The 26,206-nt window shown below is 71.7% G+C and carries 22 protein-coding genes and 1 pseudogene; 12 read left to right on the top strand and 11 right to left on the bottom strand.

Annotation, left to right across the window (positions count from 1 at the left end; all coding sequences use genetic code 11):
* Window positions 1-2: 2 nt before the first annotated feature.
* The 5 genes and pseudogenes from AB0J72_RS04970 to AB0J72_RS04990 all read right to left on the bottom strand — a co-directional run bounded on the left by AB0J72_RS04970 (window position 3) and on the right by AB0J72_RS04990 (window position 6,850).
* Window positions 3-359 (bottom strand): YciI family protein, encoded by a 357-nt coding sequence (locus AB0J72_RS04970; RefSeq protein WP_363394500.1) that lies wholly within the window; start codon window positions 357-359, stop codon window positions 3-5.
* 32 nt (window positions 360-391) lie between these two features.
* Window positions 392-2,908 carry an aminopeptidase N gene (gene pepN / locus AB0J72_RS04975; RefSeq protein WP_363394502.1) on the bottom strand — a complete coding sequence of 839 codons (2,517 nt, stop codon included), beginning with the start codon at window positions 2,906-2,908 and terminating at the stop codon, window positions 392-394.
* 37 nt (window positions 2,909-2,945) lie between these two features.
* The gene (locus AB0J72_RS04980) at window positions 2,946-4,310 is read right to left on the bottom strand and encodes an MFS transporter (RefSeq protein WP_363394504.1); all 1,365 of its coding nucleotides are present in this window, start codon (window positions 4,308-4,310) and stop codon (window positions 2,946-2,948) included.
* A gap of 33 nt (window positions 4,311-4,343) precedes the next feature.
* A pseudogene (locus AB0J72_RS04985) lies at window positions 4,344-6,001 on the bottom strand (AbfB domain-containing protein).
* 72 nt (window positions 6,002-6,073) lie between these two features.
* Window positions 6,074-6,850 carry a carbohydrate binding domain-containing protein gene (locus tag AB0J72_RS04990; RefSeq protein ID WP_363394506.1) on the bottom strand — a complete coding sequence of 259 codons (777 nt, stop codon included), beginning with the start codon at window positions 6,848-6,850 and terminating at the stop codon, window positions 6,074-6,076.
* 63 nt (window positions 6,851-6,913) lie between these two features.
* On the opposite strand from AB0J72_RS04990, the gene AB0J72_RS04995 reads away from it, so the two are divergent.
* Window positions 6,914-8,266 (top strand): FAD-dependent monooxygenase, encoded by a 1,353-nt coding sequence (locus AB0J72_RS04995; RefSeq protein ID WP_363394508.1) that lies wholly within the window; start codon window positions 6,914-6,916, stop codon window positions 8,264-8,266.
* Between the two features lie 231 nt (window positions 8,267-8,497).
* Here the strand turns inward: AB0J72_RS04995 and AB0J72_RS05000 are convergent, their stop codons facing one another.
* A complete protein-coding gene (locus tag AB0J72_RS05000; RefSeq protein ID WP_363394510.1) occupies window positions 8,498-9,961 on the bottom strand; it encodes a multicopper oxidase domain-containing protein in 1,464 nt (487 codons plus the stop codon).
* A gap of 137 nt (window positions 9,962-10,098) precedes the next feature.
* On the opposite strand from AB0J72_RS05000, the gene AB0J72_RS05005 reads away from it, so the two are divergent.
* Window positions 10,099-10,809 carry a permease prefix domain 1-containing protein gene (locus AB0J72_RS05005; protein ID WP_363394512.1) on the top strand — a complete coding sequence of 237 codons (711 nt, stop codon included), beginning with the start codon at window positions 10,099-10,101 and terminating at the stop codon, window positions 10,807-10,809.
* On the opposite strand, the gene AB0J72_RS05010 is transcribed toward AB0J72_RS05005, so the two are convergent.
* Window positions 10,774-11,142: a nuclear transport factor 2 family protein gene (locus tag AB0J72_RS05010; RefSeq protein WP_363394514.1), complete on the bottom strand. Its 369-nt coding sequence runs from the start codon at window positions 11,140-11,142 to the stop codon at window positions 10,774-10,776. The two genes, AB0J72_RS05005 and AB0J72_RS05010, sit on opposite strands and share 36 nt — an antisense overlap.
* 87 nt (window positions 11,143-11,229) lie before the next feature.
* Here AB0J72_RS05010 and AB0J72_RS05015 point away from each other — a divergent pair, with 87 nt between their 5' ends.
* The 7 genes from AB0J72_RS05015 to AB0J72_RS05045 all read left to right on the top strand — a co-directional run bounded on the left by AB0J72_RS05015 (window position 11,230) and on the right by AB0J72_RS05045 (window position 17,220).
* Window positions 11,230-12,006 carry a helix-turn-helix transcriptional regulator gene (locus AB0J72_RS05015; RefSeq protein ID WP_354900170.1) on the top strand — a complete coding sequence of 259 codons (777 nt, stop codon included), beginning with the start codon at window positions 11,230-11,232 and terminating at the stop codon, window positions 12,004-12,006.
* Window positions 12,007-12,107: 101 nt separating this feature from the next.
* On the top strand, window positions 12,108-12,509 hold the full coding sequence (locus tag AB0J72_RS05020; RefSeq protein WP_363394516.1) for a hypothetical protein: 402 nt from the start codon (window positions 12,108-12,110) through the stop codon (window positions 12,507-12,509).
* Window positions 12,510-12,767: 258 nt separating this feature from the next.
* Complete coding sequence (gene yidD / locus AB0J72_RS05025; RefSeq protein WP_363394518.1) at window positions 12,768-13,232, top strand: membrane protein insertion efficiency factor YidD; 465 nt, start codon at window positions 12,768-12,770, stop codon at window positions 13,230-13,232.
* 42 nt (window positions 13,233-13,274) lie between these two features.
* On the top strand, window positions 13,275-14,183 hold the full coding sequence (locus AB0J72_RS05030) for a HEAT repeat domain-containing protein (protein ID WP_363394520.1): 909 nt from the start codon (window positions 13,275-13,277) through the stop codon (window positions 14,181-14,183).
* 111 nt (window positions 14,184-14,294) lie between these two features.
* Window positions 14,295-15,230: an AAA family ATPase gene (locus tag AB0J72_RS05035; protein WP_363394522.1), complete on the top strand. Its 936-nt coding sequence runs from the start codon at window positions 14,295-14,297 to the stop codon at window positions 15,228-15,230.
* A gap of 44 nt (window positions 15,231-15,274) precedes the next feature.
* A complete protein-coding gene (locus AB0J72_RS05040; RefSeq protein ID WP_344510446.1) occupies window positions 15,275-15,556 on the top strand; it encodes a YiaA/YiaB family inner membrane protein in 282 nt (93 codons plus the stop codon).
* A gap of 566 nt (window positions 15,557-16,122) precedes the next feature.
* Window positions 16,123-17,220 (top strand): hypothetical protein, encoded by a 1,098-nt coding sequence (locus tag AB0J72_RS05045; protein ID WP_363394524.1) that lies wholly within the window; start codon window positions 16,123-16,125, stop codon window positions 17,218-17,220.
* A 908-nt stretch (window positions 17,221-18,128) separates the two neighbouring features.
* Here AB0J72_RS05045 and AB0J72_RS05050 read toward each other — a convergent pair.
* The 3 genes from AB0J72_RS05050 to AB0J72_RS05060 form a co-directional block, all read right to left on the bottom strand.
* A complete protein-coding gene (locus AB0J72_RS05050; protein ID WP_363394526.1) occupies window positions 18,129-19,160 on the bottom strand; it encodes a DedA family protein in 1,032 nt (343 codons plus the stop codon).
* A 170-nt stretch (window positions 19,161-19,330) separates the two neighbouring features.
* The gene (locus tag AB0J72_RS05055) at window positions 19,331-19,513 is read right to left on the bottom strand and encodes a UBP-type zinc finger domain-containing protein (RefSeq protein ID WP_344513766.1); all 183 of its coding nucleotides are present in this window, start codon (window positions 19,511-19,513) and stop codon (window positions 19,331-19,333) included.
* A 71-nt stretch (window positions 19,514-19,584) separates the two neighbouring features.
* Complete coding sequence (locus AB0J72_RS05060) at window positions 19,585-21,153, bottom strand: Na+/H+ antiporter (protein WP_363394528.1); 1,569 nt, start codon at window positions 21,151-21,153, stop codon at window positions 19,585-19,587.
* A gap of 161 nt (window positions 21,154-21,314) precedes the next feature.
* Here AB0J72_RS05060 and AB0J72_RS05065 point away from each other — a divergent pair, with 161 nt between their 5' ends.
* The 3 genes from AB0J72_RS05065 to AB0J72_RS05075 are packed head-to-tail and all read left to right on the top strand — an operon-like array spanning window position 21,315 to window position 24,591.
* Window positions 21,315-22,529 carry a fused response regulator/phosphatase gene (locus tag AB0J72_RS05065; protein ID WP_344513762.1) on the top strand — a complete coding sequence of 405 codons (1,215 nt, stop codon included), beginning with the start codon at window positions 21,315-21,317 and terminating at the stop codon, window positions 22,527-22,529.
* On the top strand, window positions 22,526-24,142 hold the full coding sequence (locus AB0J72_RS05070; protein WP_363394530.1) for an ATP-binding protein: 1,617 nt from the start codon (window positions 22,526-22,528) through the stop codon (window positions 24,140-24,142). Before AB0J72_RS05065 ends, AB0J72_RS05070 begins: the two co-directional genes overlap by 4 nt.
* Window positions 24,139-24,591, top strand: coding sequence for a response regulator (locus tag AB0J72_RS05075; RefSeq protein ID WP_363394532.1), 453 nt, complete (start codon window positions 24,139-24,141; stop codon window positions 24,589-24,591). Before AB0J72_RS05070 ends, AB0J72_RS05075 begins: the two co-directional genes overlap by 4 nt.
* 249 nt (window positions 24,592-24,840) lie before the next feature.
* On the opposite strand, the gene AB0J72_RS05080 is transcribed toward AB0J72_RS05075, so the two are convergent.
* Window positions 24,841-26,202 (bottom strand): dipeptidase, encoded by a 1,362-nt coding sequence (locus AB0J72_RS05080; protein WP_363394534.1) that lies wholly within the window; start codon window positions 26,200-26,202, stop codon window positions 24,841-24,843.
* Window positions 26,203-26,206 lie beyond the last annotated feature (4 nt).

The raw sequence follows: 26,206 nt of genomic DNA on the forward strand, positions 1-26,206 counted from the left end.
CGTCAGCCGAAGTCGGCCACCTTGCGGACCTCGACCTCGATCTCGATCTCGTCGAACAGCGCGGTGAAGCGCTGCGCCCACTCCACGGCCTCGGCGTGGTCGCGGACCTGCAGGATCGCGAACCCGGCGATGACCTCCTTCGCCTCGGCGAACGGCCCGTCGACCACGGTCTGCGCGCCGTTCTTGACGCGGATCACCGCCGCGCCCTCCGCGCTCGGCCGCAGTCCCTCGGCCGCGAGCAGGACGCCCGCCTTGTTCACCTCGGTCATGAACCCGCCCATCCTGGCCAGGAACTCGGGCGTCGGCGACCAGGCGGCCGGGTCGGCGTCGTTGACCTTGTGCATCAGCATGTAGCGCATCGTGGATCTCCCTTGTCGTGGTCCAGCAACTGTCAACGCGTCGAACGGCGGCCGCCGTTTTCGACACCGGGGCCGAACGAGAGCTCCGCCGCCGCGTCGCCGACCTCGCGGCGCAGGATCGGGTCGAGGGAGCGCTCGGCGAGCATGACCGAGGCGAGCCGTCGCGACCGGCCGGCGTACCGGGGGAACGCCTGCCGCACGATGAGCTTCGCGAACAGCTGGTAGCGGCCGGACACCATCGCGGGCGCGTCGGCGAAGAAGCGCTCCACATAGGGGTCGGTGAGCTCCTCCTGGCCGTGCTGCCAGAAGCCGGCCGCGGCGGCCATCGCGACCCCGGCCCGCTCCTCGCGCACGATCATCTCCCACGCCTCCGCCTTCGCGTCCGCGTCGGGCAGGGCGGCGTGGCACCTGGCGGCCTTCTCCGCGCCGCGGCTGCCGGGGTCGCGCCGGGACTCCGCGGTGACGTCGGACGCGGACGCGGCGCCGAGCGCGGCGAGCCGGGCGAGCGCGTCCCACCGCAGGTCCTGGCTGACGACGAGGCCCGCGGCGCCGGTGGGCGCGGGCAGCAGCGGCGACGACGCGGGCGCCGCCACGCCGGTGAGCACCGAGACCGGGGTGGGGGCGAGCCAGTCGGCGAGCGTCGGGACGTGCGGCGGACCGGCGACCGTCGTCAGCGCGGTCGCGAGCGCGACCTGCCGCCCGCTGCCCGGCGCCGCCGCCGACAGGGCCGCGGCGCAGATCGCGGCGAGCGGGCCGAAGTCGACGAGCCCGCGCCGGGCGAGGTCGTCCCGGGCGTACGCGAGGACCTCGACCAGCACGCTCGTCTCCGCCTCGCCGGCCAGCGCGGCCTCCAGCAGGGTGAGGAACGCCTCGGGTGACAGCTCGCCCTCGCCGGCGGCGTCCATCGCCGCGGTCCACAGCAGCGCCCGCGCGTGGGGGTCGGCGATCGCCGGCAGGACGGACGGCAGCGCCGCCAGGCTGGCGGGGTCGAGGAGCACCTTCGCGTAGGTGTCGTCGACGAGCAGCACGCCGCCGGGCGGCAGGCCGGACCGCCCGTCCACCGCGACGGACCCGCCGTCGAGGATGACGGGGGCGTCCCGGACGCGTGCGCCGTGACTGTCGTACACCGTGATCCGGAACCGGTGCGGCCGCAGCGGCGCACCGGTCTGCTCGACGGTCAGGCCCGACGGCCCGGGCAGCGGGCGCAACGTGTTGAACCCGGTGCTGCGCAGCCACAGGTCGGCCCAGCCGTCGAGGTCGGTGCCCGCCACCGAGCCCAGCACGGCGAGGAAGTCGGCGAGGCCGGCGTTGCCGAAGCGGAAACGCTCGAAGTAGGCGCGGAGCCCGGCGAGGAACACGTCGTCGCCGAGGAGCGCCGACAGCTGCCGCAGCGCCGCGGCGCCCTTGGCGTAGGAGATGCCGTCGAAGTTGAGGAACGCGGCGGCGGTGTCGGCGACGTCGTCGGGCGCGACCGGGTGCGTGGAGGGCCGCCGGTCGGCGAGCATGCCCCAGCGCTCGCGCCACGCCGCGAAGTCCGCGGCGGCGCCGGGGTGGCGGCCGGTCTCGGCGGCGACCCGCCACCCCATCAGCTCGGCGAACGCCTCGTTGAGCCAGATGTCGTCCCACCACCGCAGGGTGACGAGGTTGCCGAACCACATGTGCGCCAGCTCGTGCGCCATGACCACGAAGCGGCGCAGGCGGTCGTAGTCGGTGGCCACGGTCCGGAAGAGGAACTCCTCCTTGAACGTGACCAGGCCCGGGTTCTCGACCGCGCCGCCCGGGAAGTCGGGGATGAACGCCTGGTCGTACTTGCCGAACGCGTACCGCACGCCGAAGAGCTCGTGGTAGCGGTCGAGGTTCGCGGCCGTGGCGGCGAACAGCTCACCGGCGTCGGCGTCCAGGTGCGGCGCGAGGGACCGGCGGCAGAGCAGGCCGAGCGGGATGCCGTCGTGCTCGGCGGTACGGACGTGCCACGGCCCGGCGAGCACCGTGAAGAGGTACGGCGCGATCGGCGGGGTCGGCTCGAACGCCCACACGCCGTCGCCGGCCTGGCGCAGCGGCGCGTTGCCGTGCACCGTCCACTGTGGAGGCGCGGTGACGGTCAGCGTGACGGGCGCCTTCAGGTCGGGCTGGTCGAAGCAGGCGAAGATGCGCTGCGCCTCGTCGAGCGGCGCCTGCCCGTACAGGTAGACCTCGCCGTCCTCGGGGTCGACGCTGCGGTGCAGCCCTTCGCCGGTCCGCGAGTAGTCCGCGGAGAACGTCACCTCGAGCCGGTTGGCGGCGCGCAGCCCGGGCAGCGGCAGCCGGTTGCCGTCCAGCGTGGCCGGGTCCAGGGGCCGCCCGTTGAGGAGGATCCGCTCCGGCCGGACGTCTTTCATCTCCACGAAGGTGGCGGCGCCGGGTGAGGCGCAGGCGAAGTCGACGACGGTGCGGGAGACGTACGTGGCGGGGTCGGTGACGTCGAGGGAGACCGCGTATCCCCCGACGCGGACGAGTGCGGCTCGGGTCTGCGCCTCGACCCGGGTCAGGGCGCGGCTCGGGCTGGTCATTCCCCGACGCTACCCGGACCGCGGCGGCGCAATGCGCCTAGTCGGCCCGCGACAACGACAGTTCGCGCGGGTCCGGGCCGGCGGCGGTGGCGGTCGCCCCCGGGGCCACCCGGCCGGCGAGCAGCGCGCCGGCGACCGCCGGCAGCAGCGCGATCAGGAACGCGGCGACGTAGGCGACCGGCCCGGCGGTGACGAGCGCGGCGAACACCGCCCCGCCGACCGCGAGCACCACCGTCGTCAGCAGCGAGTCGGCGACCGACAGCGCGGAGCTGTTGACGCCCTGCTCGTCGGTCCGGGACAGCTGCAGGACCAGCGTGGACGCCGTCGGCGACGCCAGCCCCATGCCGAACCCGGCGACGCACCAGCCGGCCACGACCGCCGCGACGGGGACGGCCGGCGCGACCAGCGCGACCGCCGACAGCACGCCGAGCGCGATCGCCGACAGGCCGGTCCGCAGCCGCGCGGCGGGGCTGAAGCGCTGGCCCTGGCGGGCCTGGATCCACGAGCCGGCGGACCACAGCAGCGCCCCGGCGGTGAGGGTGAGCCCGGCCAGCGACGGGGTGAGGCCGCGCTCGCGGGTGAGCAGCAGCGGGATGAACACGTCGGCCTGCATGAACGCGGCGCCGGCGAGCCCGCGGACGAGGATGACGCTCGGCAGGCCGCGGCGGGCGCCGAACGTGCCGGCCGGCACCAGCCGCGGCCCGCAGACGGCGACCAGCAGCAGCCCGCCGGCCACGAGGGCGAGCCCGCCGTGCTGGCCGCCCCAGTGCATCAGCAGCACGCCCGCCGCGACGCCGGCCGCCCACGGGAGGCGGACGCCCGCCCGGGCACCCGGCGTGGCGGGGGTGCCGCCGATCTGACGCAGGTGCGGGCCGATCACCGCGGCGACGGGCAGGGTCGCGATCGCGATCAGCAGGAAGACCCAGCGCCAGCCGAGGTGCTCGACGATGAGCCCGGCGATGGCCGGGCCGACCACGGCGGGCAGGACCCACGCGGCGGACAGCGCGGAGAAGACGCGCGGGTGCGCCGACGCGGGGTACGCCCGCCCGACGACCACGTAGAGCGCCACGGTGATGAGCCCGCCGCCGAACCCCTGCACGAGGCGGCCGGCGATGAGCGTCCAGATGCCGGTGGCGAGGCCGGCGCCGAGCAACCCGAGGCAGAACAGCACGACGCCGGCGAGGATCGGGCGGGCCGGGCCGCGCCGGTCGCACCAGGTGCCGGCGGCGACGGTGGCGACGATCCCGGTCGCGAACGGCCCGCCGAACGCGAATCCGTAGAGGGCGAGGCCGTCGAGGGCCTGGGCGACGGTCGGCATGGCCGCCGTCACGGCCACCGCCTCGAAGGCGACGAACGTGACCAGCGTGACCATGCCGACCGTGAGCGCGTTGCGTTTCTGCACCTCGTCACGGTGCAACTTCAACAGCGGTTGAGGTCAACCCAGCGGCGCCGTCACCACCCACGTGGTGTCGGCCACGTAGTTGGCCGGGTTGTCCGACGGCCGGGCGCCGCCGTTGGACGCGATCCACAGCTCGCTGTTGTAGTGCCGCAGGTACATGTCCGGGAAGTTGTACGACTGGAACCGCACCCCGGCCCTGGCGCAGAAGGTCGCGTCGGCGTTGAAGCCCGCGGAGCCGTCGCTCGCCGCGAGCTTGACCCGGTAGTCGTTGTGGCGCAGGTACCGGGGAAGTTGCGCGACTCGAAGGAGTAGCAGCTGTTGTCCGCCAGGCCCGGCACCACGTCGAACGTGGCGTCCTGCCGGTCCAGCACCGGCGACGAGGCGCTGATCTGGCTCAGGATGCCGAGGCTGGACTGGTGCCGCACGTACCGGTCGGTGAAGCCGGGCGTGGTGGCCCGCAGCGAGTGGAAGCCGCCGGCGACGCTCACGTCGCTGCGGAACCAGGGGGTGCCGATCCGCCAGGTCGTGTCGGCGGCCCAGTTCGTCGCGCTGTCGTAGGCCGCGGTGCCGCCGTTGGCCGCGATCCAGACCTCCGAGTTGTAGTGCCGCAGGAACCGGGTCGGGAAGTTGTACGACCGCAGCGAGACGCCCTGCCCCACCGGCAGGACCGGGGTGGCGCCGCCGGTGGTCGACAGCTGGATGACGGTGACGGAGTTGGCCGGGAAGGTGTGCGTGAAGCTGGGCCCGGCGCCGCGCGTCGTGGTGACCGGCACGATGGCCGTCGGGCTGGTGATGGAGTTGCGGCCGTTCGGGTCGCCGGTGAGCGTGGTGACGGTCGCGGTGCCGCCGACGCTCGCCGCGCCGGTCACGTTCACCTGGGTGTCCACGCCTGCGCCGGACCGGTTGACGACGGTGACGGCGACGGCGCCGCCGGTGGTCCGGGTGGCGACCTGGGTGAGGCCGCTGCCGCCGCTCAGGGTGGTTGGCACGACGTGGTCGCCGACGGTGGTGCCGAACATCTTCTGCACGTAGTAGGACGGCGAGCCGTAGGAGCTGACGGCGTTGAAGCCGATCAGGTTCGACGACCACTGCCAGTCGTCGACCGAGGTGAGCGCCGGGGCGTAGGCGGCGCCCATGACCAGGTCCGCGTTGCGGACGAGACCGGTCATGAAGGCGGCCTCGGCGAGCGCGCCGGACAGCGTGCCCGTGGGGTTGGTCGGGCTGCCGTTGGTGACGCCGTACTCGCCGACGAGGACCTTCGGGCCGTTGCGGTCGGCGCCGTCGTAGCGGGTGGCGAGCGCGGCGAACGCGTCCGGGTCGTTGTTGTAGTAGTGGTCGTCGATGACGTCCATCGGCCGGCTGGTGACCGCCCTGGTGGCGATGATCTGCAGCTGCGGGTGGCGGGCCTTGATCGCGTCGTACAGCATCGGGTAGCGGTAGGCGTTGTAGCTGTCGGTCCGGTCGAACCAGTCCTCGTTGCCGATCTCGACGTAGCGCAGCGGGAACGGCGCCGGGTGCCCGTCCGCGGCGCGCCGGGCGCCCCACGTGGTGTTCGTGCCGCCGGTGACGTACTCGATCTCGTCGAGCGCCTCCTGCACGTACTGCTGCATCTCGCCCTGCGGGGTGACGCTGCCGTTGAGCGTGTAGCCGGCGAAGACCCCGAGCATCGGCTCGGCGCCGGCCTGCTCGGCCATCTGCAGGTAGTTGAGCAGGCCGAACTGGTCGGTGGACCAGTACCCCCAGGCGTCGTTCTGGTGGCCGGGCCGCTATTCGACCGGGCCGATGGTGTTCTTCCAGGCGAAGCGGTTGGCGATGACGGCGCCTTCGAGGTAGTTGCCGCCGGGCACGCGCAAGAAGCCGGGCCTGGTGTCCTCCATCAGTTGCTCCAGGTCGCGGCGCAGGCTGCCGGTCGCCTGGAACGTCGGGCCGATCGCCTGCACGACGTTGAGCCAGACCGACTGGCCGGCGCCGGCGCCGTTCGCGGCGATGACGAACCGGTTGGCGGTCGACACCGGCGCGCCCGGGCCGGTGGTGAGCGTGGTGGTGAACTTCTGCCAGCCGGTGCCGAGGCCGGAGACACTCGACGTAGCGTGGACAGCACCGCCGGTGCTCTCGATGGTGACCGTGAGCGGACCGGTGAAGCCGGCGGTGGCCCGCGCCCAGAAGGCGACCTGGTAGGTGGTCGAGGGCCGGACGCCGATGCCGTAGAAGCCGCCGTTGGCGGCGCCGACGCGCTGCCCGGGGGCGTTGCCGGTGACGGTGAGGCGCAGGGCGCGCTGGTTGGCCGCGTTGAGCGGCCCGGCGGTGTCGGCGGCGATGCTGCCGGTGCCGCCACCGGCGGTGACCAGGGACCACGACGAGGGCGGGTTGGCGGTGCCCTCCTTCATGGTGCCGTTGCGGACCACGTTGGCGAGCAGTCCGCCCTCCATCGAGTGGTTGATGTCCTCGATGATGTGGCCGAACTGGTAGGGCCCGACGGCCGTGGTGGTGTGCCCGGCGTCGACGGTGAGCGTGGCGGTGGCGGCGAAGGCGGCCGTTGACATGCGTCGGCAATCGGAGTCAACATTTGTTGGCCAACGCTTGTTGACATCGATGAGGAGGACGCCATGAAGACCGTCGTCGTCGGCGCCGGGCCGACCGGGCTGCTGCTCGCGGGAGACCTCGCCGCCGCGGGCACCGACGTGACCGTCCTGGAGCGGCGCACCAGCGAGTCCAACCTGACCCGGGCGTTCGGCGTGCACGCGCGGACCCTGGAGCACCTCGACGCCCGCGGGCTCGCCGACGAGCTCGTCGCGACCGGGACGCCGGTGTCGAGGCTGCGGCTGTTCAACCGCGTGCGGGTCGACCTCGGCATGCTGCCGACCCGCTTCCCGTTCCTGCTGATCACCCCGCAGTACCACGTGGAGCGGCTGCTGGAGCGGCGGGCGCTGGACCTGGGCGCCCGCATCGTGCGCGGCGCGACGGTCACCGGGCTGCGTGGGGACGCGGTCCTGACCGAGGACGGGGCCCACCCCGCCGACTACGTCGTGGGCGCCGACGGCGTGCACAGCGCCGTGCGCGAGGCGATCGGCATGCCGTTCCCCGGCAAGGCGGTGCTGCGCTCGATCATGCTCGCCGACGTGCGGCTCACCGACGCGCCGCGGGACGTGCTCGCGGTCAACGCCGTCGGCGACGCGTTCGCGTTCGTCGCGCCGTTCGGCGACGGGTGGTTCCGCGTCTTCTGCTGGGACCGGCTCGCACAGCGGCCCGACAGCGCGCCGCTGGACCTCGACGAGGTCCGCGACGTGACCCGCCGGGCGCTCGGCACCGACTTCGGCATGCGGGAGGCGCGCTGGCTGTCGCGCTTCCACAGCGACGAGCGGCAGGTGCCGCAGTACCGGCAGGGCAACGTCTTCCTCGCCGGCGACGCCGCCCACGTGCACTCCCCGGCGGGCGGGCTGGGCATGAACACCGGGCTGCAGGACGCGGCGAACCTGAGCTGGAAGCTGGCCGCGGTCGCGCAGGGCTGGGCCCCCGACGGGCTCCTCGACACGTACCAGAGCGAGCGGCACCCGGTCGGCGCGCTGGTGCTGCGCAGCAGCGGCGGGCTGATCCGCCTCGCGATGCTGCACTCCCGCGCCGCGCGGGCCGGCCGCAACCTGCTCGGCGGGGCGCTGCTGCACGTGCCGACGATCATGCGCAAGGCCGCCGGCACGGTGTCCGGCATCGGGATCGACTACCCCGACGCGCCCCGGCAGCCCGACGTGCCGCTTCCTCCGGATTCGCGCCTGTACGAGCTGCTGCGGGCCGGACGGCACGTCCTGCTCGCACCCTCGGCGCCGGTCGGCTACGACGACCGTCTGACGTACGCGTTGAACGACCGTTTTGTCCTCGTCCGGCCCGATGGCCACACCGCCTGGACCGGCACAGAGCGGGAGCTTCCGGTCGCGCTGCGGCGCCACCTCGGCCCGCCACGGTGATCCGCGACACCACCCGTCCACGTTGCTCTTGACATGGGAGCGGTGATCCATGTGTCATGCCCGTCACAGAGCGGCTCTCGTTGGGTTGCCGCCGACGCCGGACCGCCGCCGCGGACCCGGCGGCGGCGCACACGGGGACGACGGACGCGCCTGCGAGACGTGCCGGGCCCCGCGCCGCCACGGGGGGCCCGGCACCTCGCTTGTCCTCGTTGTTGCCCAGCTTCGCTTGTTCTAGTTGTGGCCCAGCCTCGGCTTGTCGCCCTCGCGCTCGACCACCACGAACTGGCCCATCATTCCCTCGTCCTCGTGCCGCAGGACGTGGCAGTGGAACATGTACGCCGTCGTCGGGTCGGCGTAGTCGGCGAACGCGGCGATCACCGAGTAGCGCCGGCCGGGCTCCAGGAACAGGGTGTCCTTCCAGCCACCGAGCTCCGGCGGGGGCGCGGCGCCGTTGACCGACAGCACCTGGAACTGCACGTCGTGGATGTGGAAGCTGTGCGGGGTGTCGTGCCCGTTGGCGACGTTCCAGACCTCGGTGGTGTCCTTGACGACGACGGCGTCCACCCGGTCCATGTCCATCCCGTCGCCGTTGATGTCGCGGCCCTGGAACGTGAAGGTCCGCCGCTGCGCCGCCTGCTTCGGGTCCAGCCGCTGGATGTCGGCGAGCTTCTCCGGCAGCGTCGCGGCCTTCAGGTCGCCCGCCGCCCGCAGTTGCAGCACGTCGAACGAGTCGCTGCCGCCGTGGAACCTGCCGAGGCCGGTCGCCCGGCTGCGCAGCTCGACCCGCTCCCCGGGCCGCATCGCGACGACGACCTCGGCCCGCTCCCCCACCGACAGCCGCACGTGATCGGTCGGGTACGGCGCGGCGAGCAGCCCGCCGTCCGTGCCGATCATCGTGAGCGGGCGGCCGTCGGACATCGTGAAGTCGTACACCCGCGCCGTCGACGCGTTGAGCAGCCGCAGCCGCACCAGCGCGGTCCGCACGTCCAGGAACGGGCCCAGAGTGCCGTTGACGAGGATCTCGTCGCCGAGGATGCCCACGTCGCTGCCGAACCGGTCGCTCATGCTCAGCTGGTCACCGTCGAACCTCTTGTCCTGCACCACGACCGGGACGTCGTCGACGCCGTACTCGTGCGGCAGCCCGGCCGGCTGCTGGTCGTCGTCCAGGATGAACAGGCCGGCGAGGCCGCGGTAGACCTGCCGCTCGGTGCGGTCGCTGGGGTGCGGGTGGTACCAGAGCGTCGCCGCCGGCTGGTCGACCGTCCACGCGGCCTGGTAGTCGCTGCCGGGCGGGATCGGGTGGTGCGGCCCGCCGTCGACCTTCGCCGGCAGGTGCATCCCGTGCCAGTGCACGGTCGTCGGCTCGTTGAGCCGGTTGTGCACGTTGACCGCGACCCGCTCGCCGCGCGCGGCCCGCAGGGTCGGGCCGAGGTAGCCGCCGTTGTACCCCCAGGTGCGGGTGTTCGCGCCGTGGCCGAGGTCGCTGCCGCCGGGCTGCGCGGTGAGGTCGAAGACCCGCGTGCCGTCCGCGCCGACGGTCGACGGCGCGAGCGGCGGGATCTTGAGCGGCCGGTCGAACGCGACCTTGCCCACGGTGTCCACGGCCGTGCCGGACACGAGCCAGACGACGGCCGCGACGCCACCCCCGCAGAGCAGGAGCAGCAGGCCCAGCCCACCGAGAAGCCACTTGCGCACCGTCGTCCCCTTCACCGTTCGCCTTCATAGGTAGCTTTGCTACATGTAGCTTCGCTGCTCACGGCGGTCCCCACATCGGGGAAAACCTCAGGGACAACCCCCAATCGCACCGTCCCGGGCTCCGCGATACTTGGCGGGTGGTTATCGACGCGTACGTGACCTCGCTCGGCGCCGCGCTGCGCGGCCCGCGCGCGGCGAAGCGGGAGCTGCTGACCGAGGTGCGCGACAGCCTGCACGACGCCGCCGCGCACCACGAGTCGGCCGGCCTGCCGGCCCCGGCCGCGGCGCGGCTGGCCGTCGACGAGTTCGGCACGGTCCGCGAGCTCGCCGCGGACTACCAGCGCGAGCTGGCGCTGCTGCAGGCCCGCCGGACCGCCCTCCTCGTCGCTGGCGCCGTCGCCGCCCAGCAGGTGATCTCCGAGGTGGCGTGGCGGTCCGCGGCTACCGGCTGGTCGTGGCAGCCGAGCTGGGGATACATGGTCCTCGCCCGCACCGTCGACTACGCCGGCTACTCCGTCGTGCTCCTCGGCCTGCTCGCCGCCGTCGCCTGCGGGGCCGGCAGCCGCTTCGTCAGCGTCGGCGGCGGCTTCGCCCGCGCGACGGGGATGGCGGCGATCGGCGTCTGCGCGTTCTTCGTCCTCGGCGGGGCGGCCCTGTCGGCGCTGAGCCCCACCTGGCACGCCATGACGTCCGCCAGCCTGTCCGCCAGCCTGTCCCCGACGGCACTCGCCGCGGCGGTCATCACCACCACGACGCCGGTGTGGATGGTGTATTCGGGGCTGCGCTGCCTGCGGGCCGCCGCCCCGGCGCGGTCAGCCCTGGGCCGGCACCCGGTCCAGGAAGCCTAGGACCTGGTTGATCCGGCCGTCCGCGGCGACCGTGACCACGTCGAAGCCCGCGACCGGCGCCTCCTGCCCCGGCAGGCCCATCTCCCAGCCGAACCGCGCCTGGTCGTGGTGGCCGTCGACGGCGCCGAGCGGGGTGATGACGAAGCCCGGGAACTGGGCCTGCACGCCGCCGATCATCCAGTCGATCTCCGACTGGCCGCGGGCCGCCGCCATCGGGTCGGCGAACGTCACGTCCTCGGTGAACAGCGCGTCGATCGCCACCCGGCGGGCCTGCGGGTCCGTCTCGTTCCACACCTCGATGTACCGCTTGACGATGCTCTCGTAGTCGCTCATGCCGTCCAGCCTGCCGACGCCCGCGCGCCCGGTCGATTCCCCGCGAGGTAATGGCCACGCTTCCGTCTGGGTTCGTACCATCGCCGCATGACGCAACCTGTGGGGGTGTTGCTCCGGGAATGGCGGGAGCGGCGCAGGCTGAGCCAGCTCGAGCTGTCGATCCAGGCGGAGATCTCGACCCGGCACCTGAGCTTCGTCGAGACGGGCCGTTCCAAGCCGACCAGCGCGATGATCCTGCGCCTCACCGAGCACCTGGAGGTCCCGCTGCGGGACCGCAACGCGCTGCTGCTCGCCGGCGGCTATGCGCCCGCGTACCCGGAGGGCGGGCTCGACGCGCCGCAGCTGCGGGCGGTGCGGGCGTCGCTGCGGCAGGTGCTGACCGGGCACGAGCCGTTCCCGGCCGTGGTGGTGGACCGGCTGTGGACGATGCTCGACGCCAACGCGCCTGTCCATCGGCTGGTCGCGGGGGTGGCGCCGGCGCTGCTGGAGCCGCCGGTCAACGTGCTGCGCCTGTCGCTGCACCCGGACGGGCTCGCGCCGCGGATCGTCAACCTCGGCGAGTGGCGGGCGCACCTGCTGGGCCGGCTGGACCGCCAGGCCCGCACCACCGGCGACCCGGCGCTGTCCGACCTGCTCGCGGAGCTGTCGGCGTACCCGGGCGGCGACGGCCCCGCGCCCGCCCCGCACGACGTCGTGGTGCCGCTGCGGATCCGCCAGGACGGCGTCGAGCTGCGGTTCTTCAGCATCACCGCGGTGTTCGGCTCGCCGCTGGACGTCACCGTCGCGGAGCTCGCCATCGAGTCGTTCTTCCCCGCCGACGCGGCCACCGCCGCGGCGCTCGGCACGGCGCTCGGCGCCGCCTGACGGTGGCACGTTTCTGGGATTCGAGGGAGTGCGGCCGGCCGTAACGTCATATGCATCGCAAGGCCACACCGAAGAACTTCCCACACCAGAAGGAGCACCAAATGAGCGAGTACGACGGCGGCACCGACTACGGTCACGTCGAGACCGGCGAGAACCACGAGGCGCTGGACCAGCTGCACCAGGTCGACGCCAGCGAGAACAACTACGACTCGCAGTTCAACGTCTACGAGCAGGACCACGCGTCGGCCGAGAACACCAGCTTCGACCAGGGCCACCACGTCTCCTACACCGACCCGAGCGGCGCGCAGTACGAGGAGTCGGACTTCACCTCCTACGACCACTCCGCCGCCGAGACCGACCACGTCTTCGCCGCCGAGGGCTCCGAGTCGGCTTCCTCGAGCGAGTTCCACGAGCTCGACGCCCTCCAGGCCCGCCTGGACAGCGCGTTCGCCTCGGCGACCGAGCTGCACACCGACGGTGGCCCGGCCATCGCGGGCAGCTGAGCTCCGCGCGACCGAAGCTCCTGACGGTGTGGTTGACCACGCCGGCCCCTGGATTCAGCCCCTGGGGCCGGCGACCCACCAGAGCTGTTCAGATCACCTACGCACTCGGTTGTTCGACTTCGTTCGGGTGTCCGGGACTGTCCGGACATTCCCGGCCGCCCGAACGAAGTCGGCCATCCGGGTGCGTTTTGGTGTTCATTCAGTAAGAAACACGACCGGTCCTTGATCACACGGACGATCGGCCACACAATGCCGCCCATGGCGCGAATCGGAATCGGTGACGCCGTGGCGATCTGGCGGCACCGCCGCGACCGCCGCCGCCGCCAACAGCAGCAACACAACCAACAGCAGCAGCGGCACAATCAGCAGCAGCAGCGCCGCCGCAACCGCGACAGCGGCGACGGGTGCGACTGCGACGCCTGCGACTGCAACCCGTTCATGCTCGGCTCGCTGCTCGGCCTGATGGCGATCGCCGCGCCCCGGCGGGCACCGCGCCGCACCACGACCGGCCCCGGCCGCGCGGGCGTCGCCGCGATCCGCGGCTATCAGCGCTGGCTGTCGCCGCGCCTGCCGACCCACTGCCGGCACTTCCCGACCTGCAGCGACTACGGGTTGCAGGCCGTCCGGCGGTACGGGCTCGTCGAGGGCTCCCGGCTGACCGCGGCCCGCATCCGGCGCTGCAACCCGTCGACCCCGCACGGCACCAAGGACCCCGTGCCGTAAACCGCGTTGCCCGCCCGTGACCCGGCGGCCACGATGGCGGTCATGCATCCGGACGTGGCGCGGGCCTTCGAGGAGGCGCTGCGGGCCGACGAGGACCGCCGGTGGGAGCTCGTCACGCACCTGCACGTCCACGGCGGCCGGGAGGCCCTCGGGATCGCCGCCCGGCTCGGGCGGGCCGCCGAGCCGTCCCGCCGCGAGCTCGCCGCCGAGGTCCTCGGCCAGCTCGGCACCGTGCTCGGCACGCCCGGTCCCGACCCCGGGGCCGCTTCCGACCCTGGGGCCGCTCCTGACGGCGGGGGCGTTTCCGGCCACCGGGCCTCTCCTGGCCGCAGTGCCGCCGACGGGCCGTTCCGGGACGAGGCCACGGCGCTGCTGGTGGCGATGATCGCGCGTGAGGACGACCCGGCGGTCCTGTACAGCCTCGCCGTGGCGCTCGGGCACATGGCCGGCGAGGACAGCGTCGCGCCGCTGGTGCGGCTGCGCGCCCACCCGGACGCGGACGTGCGCGGCGGCGTCGTGTTCGGGCTGCTGGGCCGCGAGACCCGGGCCGCCCTCGACGCGCTGATCGAGCTGTCCGCCGACGTCGAGCCCGGCGTGCGCGACTGGGCCACGTTCGGCCTCGCCCGGCAGAGCGACGCCGACTTCCCCGCGCTGCGCGAGGCGCTGGCCGCCCGGCTCGACGACGACGACACCGACACCCGCGCCGAGGCGGTGCACGGCCTGGCCGTCCGCGGGGACGAGCGGGCCATGCCGCAGCTGCTGTCGTTTCTGGCGGACCCGGATCCCGTCGCCGACCTGCTCATCATCTTCGAGGCGTTGTGCGAGCTCGCCGCCGCGACGGGCGATCCGCGGCTGCTGCCATATCTGGAGGCGGAGCTTTCGTCGTACACCGGCGAACCCCCGGAACCGGAGCTGCTCCGGGCGCTCGAACGATACGGCCGATTCCATTGACTATCAGAATGCAATTCGGAATTCGGCTCTTGACGCCTTGAAAAGCGCGCAACGTGGGCGTGTTAGGCTCCTGACCTGGACTGCCCCGCGGGTCTACCTAGAGAGTTGCGCATGAGCAATCACCGGTCCGTCGTCATCAACGGCGACCTCGGCAGTGGCAAGAGCACCGTTTCGGTGGAGCTCGCCAGCCGACTCGGACTGCGGCGCATCAGCGTCGGCGACATGTACCGGCAGATGGCCGAGGAACGTGGCATGACCGCGCTCCAGCTCAACCTCCACGCCGAGCTCGACGACGCGATCGACAGCGCGGTGGACGAGCTGCAGAGCAACATCGCCAAGTCCGGCGAGCAGCTTATCGTCGACAGCCGGCTCGCGTGGTTCTTCTTCCACGACGCGTTCAAGGTGCACCTCATCACCGAGCCCAACGAGGCGGCCCGCCGCGTCCTCGCCCGCCCGCACAGCGAGGTGGAGCGTTACGCGACGCTGGAGGAGGCCAAGGAGCGCCTGCACGGCCGCAGCGAGAGCGAGCGGGTGCGGTTCCTGACCCGGTATGGCGCCGACAAGCTGCGCCTGCGCAACTACGACCTGGTCTGCGACAGCACGCGGGCGCGGCCGGACGACATCGTCGCGATGATCGTGGACGCCTTCGAGGGCCGCCTCGGCGGCGACATCCTCCGCGAGGGGCCGCCGCTGCTGCTGCTGGACCCGATGCGGATCTACCCGACCCGTTCGCTGGACTCGCTGGACTCGGTGGACGGCGCCTTCGTCGCCTCGATCGGGGACGCGGGGCCGGAGGCGCTGGAGCCGCTGACGATCGGGCACTCCGGGCCGGACTACTACGTCATCGACGGCCACCGCCGGCTCAGCGCCGCCGTGCAGAACGAGTTCCGTCTCGTGCCCGCCAGCCTGCTGGCCGAGGGTGAGGAGCCGGTGACCGCGCGGCTGAGCGCCAACGACTACTTCCGGGTGCACGTCACCGACGAGGTGGTCTCGGCGTGGCAGCGGGCTCACAAGATCGAGCTTCCGGTACCTGCCCTGGTTGAGTAGGTCTACTCAGGCCTTCCGCCACGTGGCGGACGAGACTCGTCCGCATGACAACACCAGTGCCCACGAAGACCACCACGGCATTCTTCCTGCAGTCCGCGGTCTCGTTCGGGGTCGCGGTGGTCGGCCTCGGTATCGGCATCGCCTACCTGCCGGTCAACCAGTGGATGCGCGCGTTTCTCGCCATCGGGTTGCTCTACACCGTCACGTCGGCGTTCACCCTCGCCAAGTGCGTCCGTGACCACCAGGAATCCGCGGGCGTCGTCCAGCGGGTCGATCAGGCGCGCCTGGACAAGCTGCTGACCGACCACGACCCGTTCCGCTCCTAGCTTCTCCGTTTCTCCGTTTTTTCGGACATTTCGGTTCTGTCAGCGCTCGGGCGGCCGCCCGGGCGCTGCCGCGCGGGGTGATCGGCTAGATCACACCCGCCATGACTAGGCCAGACGGCTATCTAGCTGTATGGTTCAGCGCAACGTGGCGACCTTGAAAGCCGCTGCGCCGGCCGCGCGCTCGATTGAGTGATCTGGACCACTCTCGGCGCCCGCCGATATGCCCGATCCGGGGCTATCGTGCCGCTTTCCGGTCGTGCTATTTCTTAGGCATGACTTAAGAATCCTAAAGGTTGCCACAACGGCACTCCGTAGGGTTTCACTCCCCTGGCGAACCGTGGCATGCTTCGACCCGGAATACGGTTACGCAAGGTTGCGAGCGATGTACCGAACGCCGATCTTGACGGCATTGCCGAGAATGAATCGCGCCCGGTTTCTCGCCTGACATATGCAGTCGAAGGTAAGGAGCGGAATTACCAACCGAGCATTCACGCCGAAAAGCTCCGACAGGCCAAGGTGCCGCGTCGACTGACGGATGTCGACTGATCCGGGAGGATTCCCAGCACATGAGCACGCCCGACAACGCTTCCACCAACCGCCGCCCGTTACGCCGCACGAGCGTGGGCTTCGTCGCCGCGGCACTCTTCGCCACCGGCGCGCTGTCCGCCTGCAAGGACCTGCCGGCGACCGGCTCGGCGCCCCGCCCCTCGGCGAGCGCGGGCGGCGCGCAGCCCTCCGGCTCGGCCGGCACGGGCACCGCGCCGTCGACGTCCGTGTCCCCGGTGGCGTCGCCGTCGAAGAGCACCGGCACCTCGGCCAGCGCCAAGCCGCCCGCGCCCGGTGGCGGCGGTGGCGTGCCGGCGACCTACACGGTCGCCGGATACCCGGCCGCGCACAACACCGGCTACCCGCAGGGCCTGCCCGGTGACACGCGCAAGAAGGTGACGCTGACGCCGTACACCGGACCGATGACGATCACGGTCGCCGGCACGGTCATCGACGGCAAGGACATCAACGGCCACATCGAGATCAAGGCCAAGAACGTGACGATCCGCAACAGCCGGATCCGCGTGGTCAACGTCCAGGCCGTGACCTCCACCGACGACAACGCCAACCTGCGCATCGAGGACACCGAGATCGACGGCCAGCTCAAGGACGCGTCGACCGGTGGTATCGCCCTCATCGGCCGCACCGGCTACACCCTTCTGCGGGTCAACGCCCACGGCTCCGGCGACATCCTGCGCATCGACGGCCGCGGCACGGTCCAGGACTCCTGGCTGCACGACCCGGGCGGCACCGGCTCCGCCCAGCACAACGACGTCATCCAGTCGACGAACGCCATCTACATCCGCATCCTGCACAACCGCCTGGAGAACCAGCACACCCAGACGTCGTGCATCCTGCTGAAGGCCGACATCGGCTCCATCAACGACGTCGTGGTCGACAGCAACCTCATGAACGGCGGCGGCTACTCGTTCTACTGGTACGACGCCAACTACAAGATCACCAACGGCAAGATCACGAACAACAAGTTCATGCGCCAGTCCGGCGGCGGCTTCTGGCCCAAGGGCGGCTACTACGGCACCCAGGCCTTCCAGGCGTCCCAGCTCCCCCAGTGGAGCAACAACACCTGGAACGACAACGGCCAGCAGATCGGCATGTAATTCAGGCAGGACCATCAGGCAGGGGCGCGGCGCCATCCACTGGCACCGCGCCCCTGCCTTTTCCCTGCAAGCCCCCACAACACGGACCGCACCCATGAGAGCCGCCGCCACCGTGATCGAAGGACACCCCTGGCCGCCCGGACAGCCACCCCGCGACTTCGATCACGCCAACCACCGCCATGACCGCCCCACAGAGAAGACCGCGGCGGCGGAGGCTAGGTCCGCGGTCAGGGTGCGTTGCGCTGGTCATGAAAGCCCAGGGCGGTGAGCGCGGCGCCGGCGGTCGGTGTGATTTGGGTGGGTTGTGAAGCCAGCGACGTGTGGGCGTATCGAATGACGCCCTCGACGGCGCTGGACCATGCGAGGACGGCGGGCCGGGAAACATCACCGCAACCGCGCCACCTAGCGTCCGGCCCTTAGTCGGGCAGGAAGAACCCACCCACCGTTCTGGCCTGACCTGTTACCCCCATGGGTCGGCGAACCTGAACCCCTCAAGCCACCACCATGATCGAAGGACGAGCCTGGCCGCCCGGACGGCCACCACACGACTTCGATCACACCGGCCATGGCCACGATCGACCCGCAATGCCGGCGAACTCGCACACGCCGCCCCGAGCAGTCAGGGGCCGGTCGCGGCTCTCGCATGGGTCGTGTGGTGGTCGTCCGGGTGGCCGGAATGTCCTTGCTTCACAACCCACCCCACATCAGACCAACCGCCGGCGCCGCACCCGCCGTTGTTGGTGTTCAAACCAGTGCACATCGCACCGGCCGGCGGCGCCGCACTCGCCGTCGGTGGCGTTCACAACCCACCCACATCCGACCAACCGCTGGCGCCGCACCTGCCGACGTTGGTTCCGGGACCAGTGCACATCTCACCGGCCGGCGGCGGCGTGCTCGCCGTCGTTGGTTCACGAGCAGGGTGTCGCGCGCATCACTGCAGCCGAGCCAAACCTGCCCAGAGGGGGGTCAGCTGGCGTTCTGTAACCGTTGACCTGGACCACGACCGACTCGGCGGCGGCGACGGCCTCGGCGGCGACCAGGACCTCGATGGCGGCCAAGGGCTCCGCCGCGGCGAGGGTCTCGACGGCCGAGCGGCGGCAGCGGCGGCGTACGGGCTGCGGGGCGGCGGCGACGACAGGCATGCCGCCGGCGGCGCGGACGGCGCGCGCGACGAAGCCCACCTTCGCGGCCAGGCCCGCACCCAGGAAGGAGCGGCGAGGCCTGACGACACCCGTGGCCGGCGGCTGCGGGGCCGGATCCGCTGCGCCGGCCGGGATGGCAGCAGGAGCCCCCGCTACCGCGAAACCGGACGAAGCGAGCGCGAGCGCCGGGGCAGGCGTGGAGCGGCGGCGGAGGCGGCCGATGAAGCTGAGCAGCGGGGCGCCGGCGAGGAAGAGCAGGGCGGCGGCGGCCACCAGGACCAGCGGGAGCCAGGACGAGTCGGCGATCGCCTCGCCGCCGAAGTGGCCGAGGAGCGCGCCGTAGGTGGCCCAGAGGGTGGCGGCCAGGACGTCGTACGAGGCGAAACGGCGGGTCGACACGCCGTTGCGGCCGGCGTAGATGGCGGTGATCATGCGGCCGGCGGGGACGAAGCGGCACAGGAGGACGGCCAGGAAGATGTGCTTGCGCATGGCTTCGTTGAGGCGCAGGGTGATCGCCCTGGGCTTGCGCCGGGTCATGCGGTCCGGGGTGCCGGCGTCGCGGCGGGCCAGGCGGCGGCCGAGCAGGAACGCCAGGAGGTCGCCGGAGACCGCGCCGACGGCACCCGCGGCGACGAGCAGCAGCAGCTGGACGTGGCCGGTGGTGGACAGGATGCCGCCGCCGATCATCAGGGCCTGGGCCGGGACGACCGGGACGAACGCGTCGACGGTGAGTAGGACGAGAATCGTTGCGTACAGGACACCGGGAGCTGCCACCAGGTCCATGACCGCGTCTACCATGCCCCGCTCACCATGGTCCGCCCCCTACCCCGTCGTCAGTCGACCATTCCCCGTTGACCATGGCAACACGAATGCACTCCATTCCATGCCCAACTGGTGATGATTGTGTCCGGCGTCTCCTTAGAAACCGCTGAGAAACGCATACCCGCAGGTAGGAAGGGCGGGAAAAGCTAGCCGATGGTCTCGTCCAGGTAACACCAGCGCCAGTACTCGCCGGGCTCGATCGAGCGCATGACGGGGTGATGGGTGGTGAGGAAGTGCTGCGTGGCGTGCCGGCGCGGGGAGGAGTCGCAGCACGCGACGTGCCCGCAGGTGAGGCACTGGCGCAGGTGGACCCAGTCGGTGAAGCCCATCTCGATACATTCCGGACATCCCTCGACCTCTGGGATGTCCAGCTTCTCCGCGGCTTCGATGTGCGGGCAGGTCACAGATCTCCTCGCTCCAGCAGTGACTCTTCCAGGTCCATGTCGCGCTGCGCCTGGCGCAGCGTCTCCTCGGGGATCTTGCCGGTGTCGCGGGCGCGCCGGAAGACCTCGCGTTCGGCGTTCAGCATCTCGCGCCGCAGGCGAGCGTACGCGGCCGACGGCGTTTCCCGGTCGGATCGGCCGAGGCGCTCCCAGGCGAGGTTGGAGCGGCTGAGCGCGACCTGCCGCAGCCGCTCGACGACCCCGTCGGGCGCGTCGTCGGCGACCTCCTCCAGGCGGGCCTTGCCGGCCCGGCTCGCCTCGTGCTGCACCGACGCCTCGGCGAGCGCGTCCTCCTTCTCGTCGTCGCCGGGGACCTTCAGCCAGCGGGCCACGGTCGGCAGGGTCGCGCCCTGCAGCACCAGCGTCGCCACGATCACCCCGAAGGCCAGGATCACGAAGAGTCCGCGCGGATAGGCTCCGGCCTGCTGCGGTGACGGCAGGGAGAGCGCCGCGGCGAGGGTCACCGCGCCCCGCATGCCGGCCCAGGAGATGACGGCGGGCGCCGCGAACGTGGGCGACGGGTCGCGGCGGCGGACCCGTGGGATCAGCCGGGCGAGGTACACGGTGGGGAACAGCCACACGATCCGGGCGACGATCACGACCCCGACGACGGCGGCGAGGCAGCCGACCGTGAACCAGAAGGACCGCTCGACCTGCTCGATGAGCGCGCGCAGCTGCAGGCCGACGAGGAGGAAGACCGCCCCTTCGAGGAGGAACTTCACCATCCGCCAGAAAGCATCCATCTGCAGCCGGGAGCCGGCGGACATGAGCGTCGGCATCCGGTGGCCGAGGGAGAGGCCGGCGACGACGACCGCGACGACGCCGGACGCGTGGATGCTCTCCGCCGGCAGGAACACCACCCACGGCGTGAGCAGCGAGATCGCGTTGTCGATGAGCGGGTTGTCGATCTTCTTGTGCACGTACCCGATGACGATGCCGCCGACGATGCCGATGGCGACACCCCCGAGCACGGCGAGCGACGCCGTCTGGGTGATCGACCAGGTGTCGACGGCCTCGCCGACCGCGGCGGCGACCGCCACCCGCAGCGTGACGAGGGCGGTCGCGTCGTTGATGAGGCTCTCGCCCTCCAGCACGGTGACGATCCGCCGCGGCAGGCCGATGCGGCGGGCGACGGCGGTGGCCGCGACCGCGTCGGGCGGCGCGACGACCGCACCGAGCGCGAAACACATGGCCAGGGGCACCTGCGGCAGGAGCGCGTGGAGCGTGAAGCCGACGGCCGCGGCGGTGAACAGGACCAGTCCGACGGCGAGCAGCAGGATCGGCCGGAGATTGAAGCGGAACGCGGGAACCGAGGTCTCCAGCGCCGCGACGTACAAGATGGGCGGCAGGATCCCGAGCAGCACCATCTCCGGGTCCAGCTCGATCTCCAGCACGCCGGGAATGAAGGAGATACCGATCCCGACCAGCACCAGCAGGATGGGTGACAGCACACCGATCCGCCGGGCCACCACGGAGGTGGCGACGACGACGGCGATCAGTCCGACGATGTTCTCGAGCCCGTGCACGCGGGAAGCCTATCCACCGGTAGGACGCAACGGACGTGTGGTGACGGCGGCCACTCCGGCTGAGACACTGCACCCGCACATGCACGAAGTCGACAGGTAGGGAAGGATCGTCCACATGTGTGCCGCGCGACAACTACCGCACCCGCCGGGAGGGTGTGCGCATGCCTGACGTCGGCACGACGGCCGACCTGCGCAACCGGCGCCTCGGCCTGCACACGGGCGAGCGCATCCGGGTGCTGCTCGTCGAGGACGATCCCGGCGACGCGTTCCTGGTCCAGGAGCTGCTCGCGGAGGCCGACGCGCCGTTCGACGTCAGGGTCGCGCAGACGATGCGGGAGGCCCGGCCGCTGCTGCGCGAGGTGCACTGCGTGCTGCTCGACCTCGGGCTGCCCGACGCGAGCGGCCTGGACGGGCTGCGGCAGGTGCTGCACGACGCCGGCCGGGTCGCGGTGTGCGTGCTCACCGGCCTGGAGGACGAGCACCTGGGCACGGCGGCGGTCGCCGAAGGCGCACAGGACTATCTCGTCAAGGGCGCCGTCGACGGTACTGGCCTGTCGCGGGCCGTCCGTTACGCCGTCGAACGCAAGCGGGCCGACGAGCAGGCCCGGCTGCTGCGCGAATCGGAGCTGCGGCAGGCGGAGTCGGCCCGGCTCGAGCGCGGCCTGCTGCCAAAACCGATCATGGCGGGTGTACAGGCGGACCTGTGGTCCATCTACCGGCCCGGCCGCGACCGGGGCCTGCTCGGCGGCGACTTCTTCGACGCGATCGGCGTCGACGGCACCCACCTGCACCTGCTCATCGGCGACGTCTGCGGGCACGGCGTCGACGAGGCGCCGCTCGGGGTGGCGCTGCGCGTCGCCTGGCGGGCGCTGGTCCTCGCCGGCGTGCCCGAGGACCACATCCTGGACTCGCTGGAGCAGGTGCTGGTGAGCGAGCGGCGCACCGACGAGCTGTTCGCCACGGTCGCGGTCGCCACCGTCAACCTCGCCGAGGGCACCGCCCGGATCCGGCTCGCCGGCCACCCGCCCCCGATCCTGATCGCCGGCGACCGGGTCGAGCCGTGTGCCGTACGGCCAGGGCTCGTGCTGGGCGTGATGCCCGGCGTCCCCCGCCCTGCCACCGAGGTGCGCCTGGGCGAACCCGGCTGGCAGCTCCTGCTGTACACCGACGGCCTCATCGAAGGAAGCGCCGGCCCGGACGCGTCCGGCGGCGAACGCCTCGGCATCGAAGGGATCGTCGACGTGCTGAAGGACCCCGGCCGCGCGCTCCCCCGCGACCTGCCGGCCTGGCTCGCGGCGCAGGCCGAGGGCCACAACGGCGGGCCGCTGTCCGACGACATCGCCGTGCTGCTGCTGGACCCGAGGAGTTCTCGTTGAACCCGACCGGATGGTCGCTCTGGCGCCGGATCATCGCGCTCTGCGCGGTCGTCGCGGGGCTGCTCGGGCTCATCGCCGTCAGCGCCACCGTCACCGCGGCCGCCAACCGGGCGGACACGGCGAAGGTGATGGACCGGCTCACGCCCGCGCTCGTCAACACCGAGCAGCTGAACTCGCAGCTGCTGCGCCAGCAGACGAGCGCCCGCACGTTCCTGCTGACCGGCAGGGAGAGTGACCTCGACACGTACAAGGCCGCGCAGCAGTCCGAGACGGAGATCCTCGCCGACACCGAGCGGCTCCTCTCCGACGAGCCCGCCCTGCTCAGCACCGTCCACGACGTCGCGGCGGCGACCTCACGGTTCCGACGCGAGATCACTGAACCGCTGATCGCGCAGACCCGCACGGACGGCCCCAGCGCCGAACGCGCGACGCCGACCGCCGCCTCGCGGGCCGTCTACACCGCGGCCTCCAGCCAGATCGACGCGTTGCGCAGCGGACTGAACACCCGGCGCGACACCGTCGCCGCCGAGGTCCGGTCCTCCGGCAACGTGCTGATCGTGCTGCTCGTCTTCGCCGGAATCGTGATCATCTTCGCGGGCGTCGCGCTGGCGCTGCTCCTGCGGCGGCTGGTGACCCAGCCCGTGACCGAGCTCGCCGCCGAGGTGCGCATCGTCGCGGGCGGCAACTACGACCACCCGATCACCGGCGGCGGCCCCCCGGAGCTGGCCGCGCTCGCCGCCGACGTCGACACGATGCGCCGGCGGATCAACACCGAGCTGCAGGACGTCGTCGAGGCGCGCCGGCTGGTCGAGGAGGCCAACCGGATGCTCGAACAGCAGGCCGCCGAGCTGACCCGATCCAACCGCGACCTCGAGCAGTTCGCCTACGTCGCCTCCCACGACCTGCAGGAGCCCCTCCGGAAGGTTGCCTCCTTCTGTCAGCTTTTGCAGCGTCGGTACGCCAGGCAGCTGGACGAACGGGCGGACCAGTACATCGCCTTCGCCGTCGACGGCGCCCAGCGCATGCAACGGCTGATCAACGACCTGCTCGCCTTCTCCCGCATCGGCCGGCTCACCAGCGGCTTCTCCGACATCGACCTCAACAAGGTCGTCGTCGACTCGGCCGAGCAGTTCGAGTCGCTGCGCGAGTCGACCGGCGCGGAGATCACCTTCGTCGACCTGCCCGTCGTACGAGGGGAGGAACCGCTGCTCGGAGCCCTCTTCAGCAACCTCATCGGCAACGCGCTGAAGTTCCGCCACCCCGACCGCACCCCGCACATCCTCATCGACTGCCAGCAGGTCGGCGAGGAGTACGAGTTCGGCGTCGAGGACAACGGCATCGGCATCGAGCCCGAATTCGCCGACAAGGTCTTCGTCATCTTCCAGCGCCTGCACGCGAAGGACGCCTACCCCGGGACCGGCATCGGCCTGGCGATCGCGAAGAAAATCGTCGAATACCACGGCGGCAGGATCTGGATCGACCCGTCGCAGGCCGAAGGTACGCTGTTCCGGTTCACGCTTCCTGTACCTGTACCTGTACCTGCATCTGATCCCGCCGCCGCGCTTTCGTCTTCGTCTGCGTCACCGTCTTCGCTTGAGGAGTCCGTTCAATGACCGCACCCAGGGAGTCGTCCCTGCCGATCGAGGTGCTCCTGGTTGAGGACGACCCGGGCGACGTGCTGATGACGCAGGAGGCGTTCGAGGAGCACAAGGTCCGCAACAAGCTCAACGTCGTCCAGGACGGCGAGGAGGCCCTGGCCTACCTGCGCCGTGAGGGCCCGCACGCGGACGCCCCCCGGCCCGACCTCATCCTGCTGGACCTCAACCTGCCCCGCGTCGACGGCCGCCAGGTCCTGCAGGCCATCAAGGAGGACCCGGACCTGCGCCGCATCCCCGTCGTCGTCCTGACCACCTCCCAGGCCGATGAGGACATCCTGCGCAGCTACTCCCTGCACGCGAACGCCTACGTGACGAAGCCGGTCGACTTCGACAGCTTCATCGCCGTCGTCCGCCAGATCGACGAGTTCTTCGTCAGCGTCGTGAAGCTGCCCCCGCGCAGCTGACCGTCCCCGCCTTCTGACACGTTCCGGCCGCGGCCCGCTGACCCCTCAGCACCGCGGCCTTGTCATCTGACATTCGTGCGCGGTGGTTCAGGCGTGGCGTTCCGTCAGCGTCGCGGTCTGACCTGTCGCGGCCCGATCCGTCCCAGCGCGGCGCGGCCTGCCCCTTCGTGGCCTGGTGGTTCGTCCTCGCCGGGCGGGCGAGCGTGCCGGCCCGGCTCAGTGGCCGGGCCGGAACGATCCGGGTTTGCGTCAGGCGGTGTCGGCGACCTTGGCCACCTTCGCCAGCAGCAGTGCCTCGGCGATGCAGACCCGCTCGAACTCGCCCAGGTGCAGGCTCTCGTTGGGCCCGTGCGCCCTGGTGCTCGGGTCCTCGACGCCCGTGACCAGGATCGCCGCCTTGGGGAACATCTCCTGGAACGTCGCGATGAACGGGATCGACCCGCCCACGCCCATGTCGACCGGGCTCACGCCGTCCCACGCCTCGGTGAACGCCTGGCGGGCCGCCTCGTACACCGGCCCGGTCGCGTCGATCACGCACGGCTCACCGAGCTGCTCGAGCGTCACCGTGACCTTCGCGCCCCAGGGAACGTGCCGCTCCAGGTGGGCGACCATCGTGTCGTACACCCGCTGCGCCGAGTCACCGGGCGCGATCCGCACGCTGAACTTGGCCTTCGCGACCGGGATCAACGCGTTGGGCGCGCCTTCCGTGGCCGGCGCGTCGATGCCGAGGATCGAGATCGCCGGTCGCGTCCACAGGCGCTCGACCAGCCGCCCGCTGCCGATGAACTGAACCCCGTCGATCATGCCGGCCTCTTCGCGGAACCGGTCCTCGGGGTAGTCCAGCGGCGCCGACTGCGTGCTGATCAGGCCTTCCACCGCGACGTCACCCGCGTCGTCGTGCAGCGTCGAGATCAACCGGGACAGGGTGATCAGCGCGTCGGGCACGGCACCGCCGAACATGCCGCTGTGCACGGCCTGCTCGAGGACCCGCACCTCGAAGAACCCGTTGACGATGCCCCGCAGCCCGGTCGTCAACGCCGGCTGCCCGACGTCCCAGTTGCCCGAGTCCGCGATCACGATCACGTCCGAGGCGATCTCGTCGCGGTGCTCGCGCAGCAGGTCCTCCAGCGACTCGGAGCCGAACTCCTCCTCGCCCTCGATGAACAGCACCACGCCGACCGGCAGGTCGTCGCCGAACGCGCGCAGCGCCGCGATGTGCGCCATGACGCCGGCCTTGTCGTCGGCGGTGCCGCGCCCGTACAGGCGGCCGTCGCGCTCCTCGGGCTCGAACGGGTCGCTCAGCCACTGTGAGCGGTCGCCGACCGGTTGGACGTCGTGGTGCGCGTACAGCAGCACCGTCGGCGCTCCGGGCGGCGCGGGCCTGCGACCCAGCACCGCCGGCTGCCCACCCTTGCGGACCAGCCGCACATCCGGAATCCCGGCGCCGCGCAGCAGCTCCGCCACCGCTTCGGCGGAACGCTCGACGTGGCTGTGGTCAAACCCCGTGAACGCGATGCCTGGGATGCGCACGAGCCGCTCCAGATCGGCGCGGACCCCGGGCATCTCCCGCCGGATCGCGGCGCGGAGCTCTTCTTCGGTGAGCACTGTCATACCC

The organism is Dactylosporangium sp. NPDC049742, from assembly GCF_040674675.1.
GTDB lineage: Bacteria > Actinomycetota > Actinomycetes > Mycobacteriales > Micromonosporaceae > Dactylosporangium > Dactylosporangium maewongense.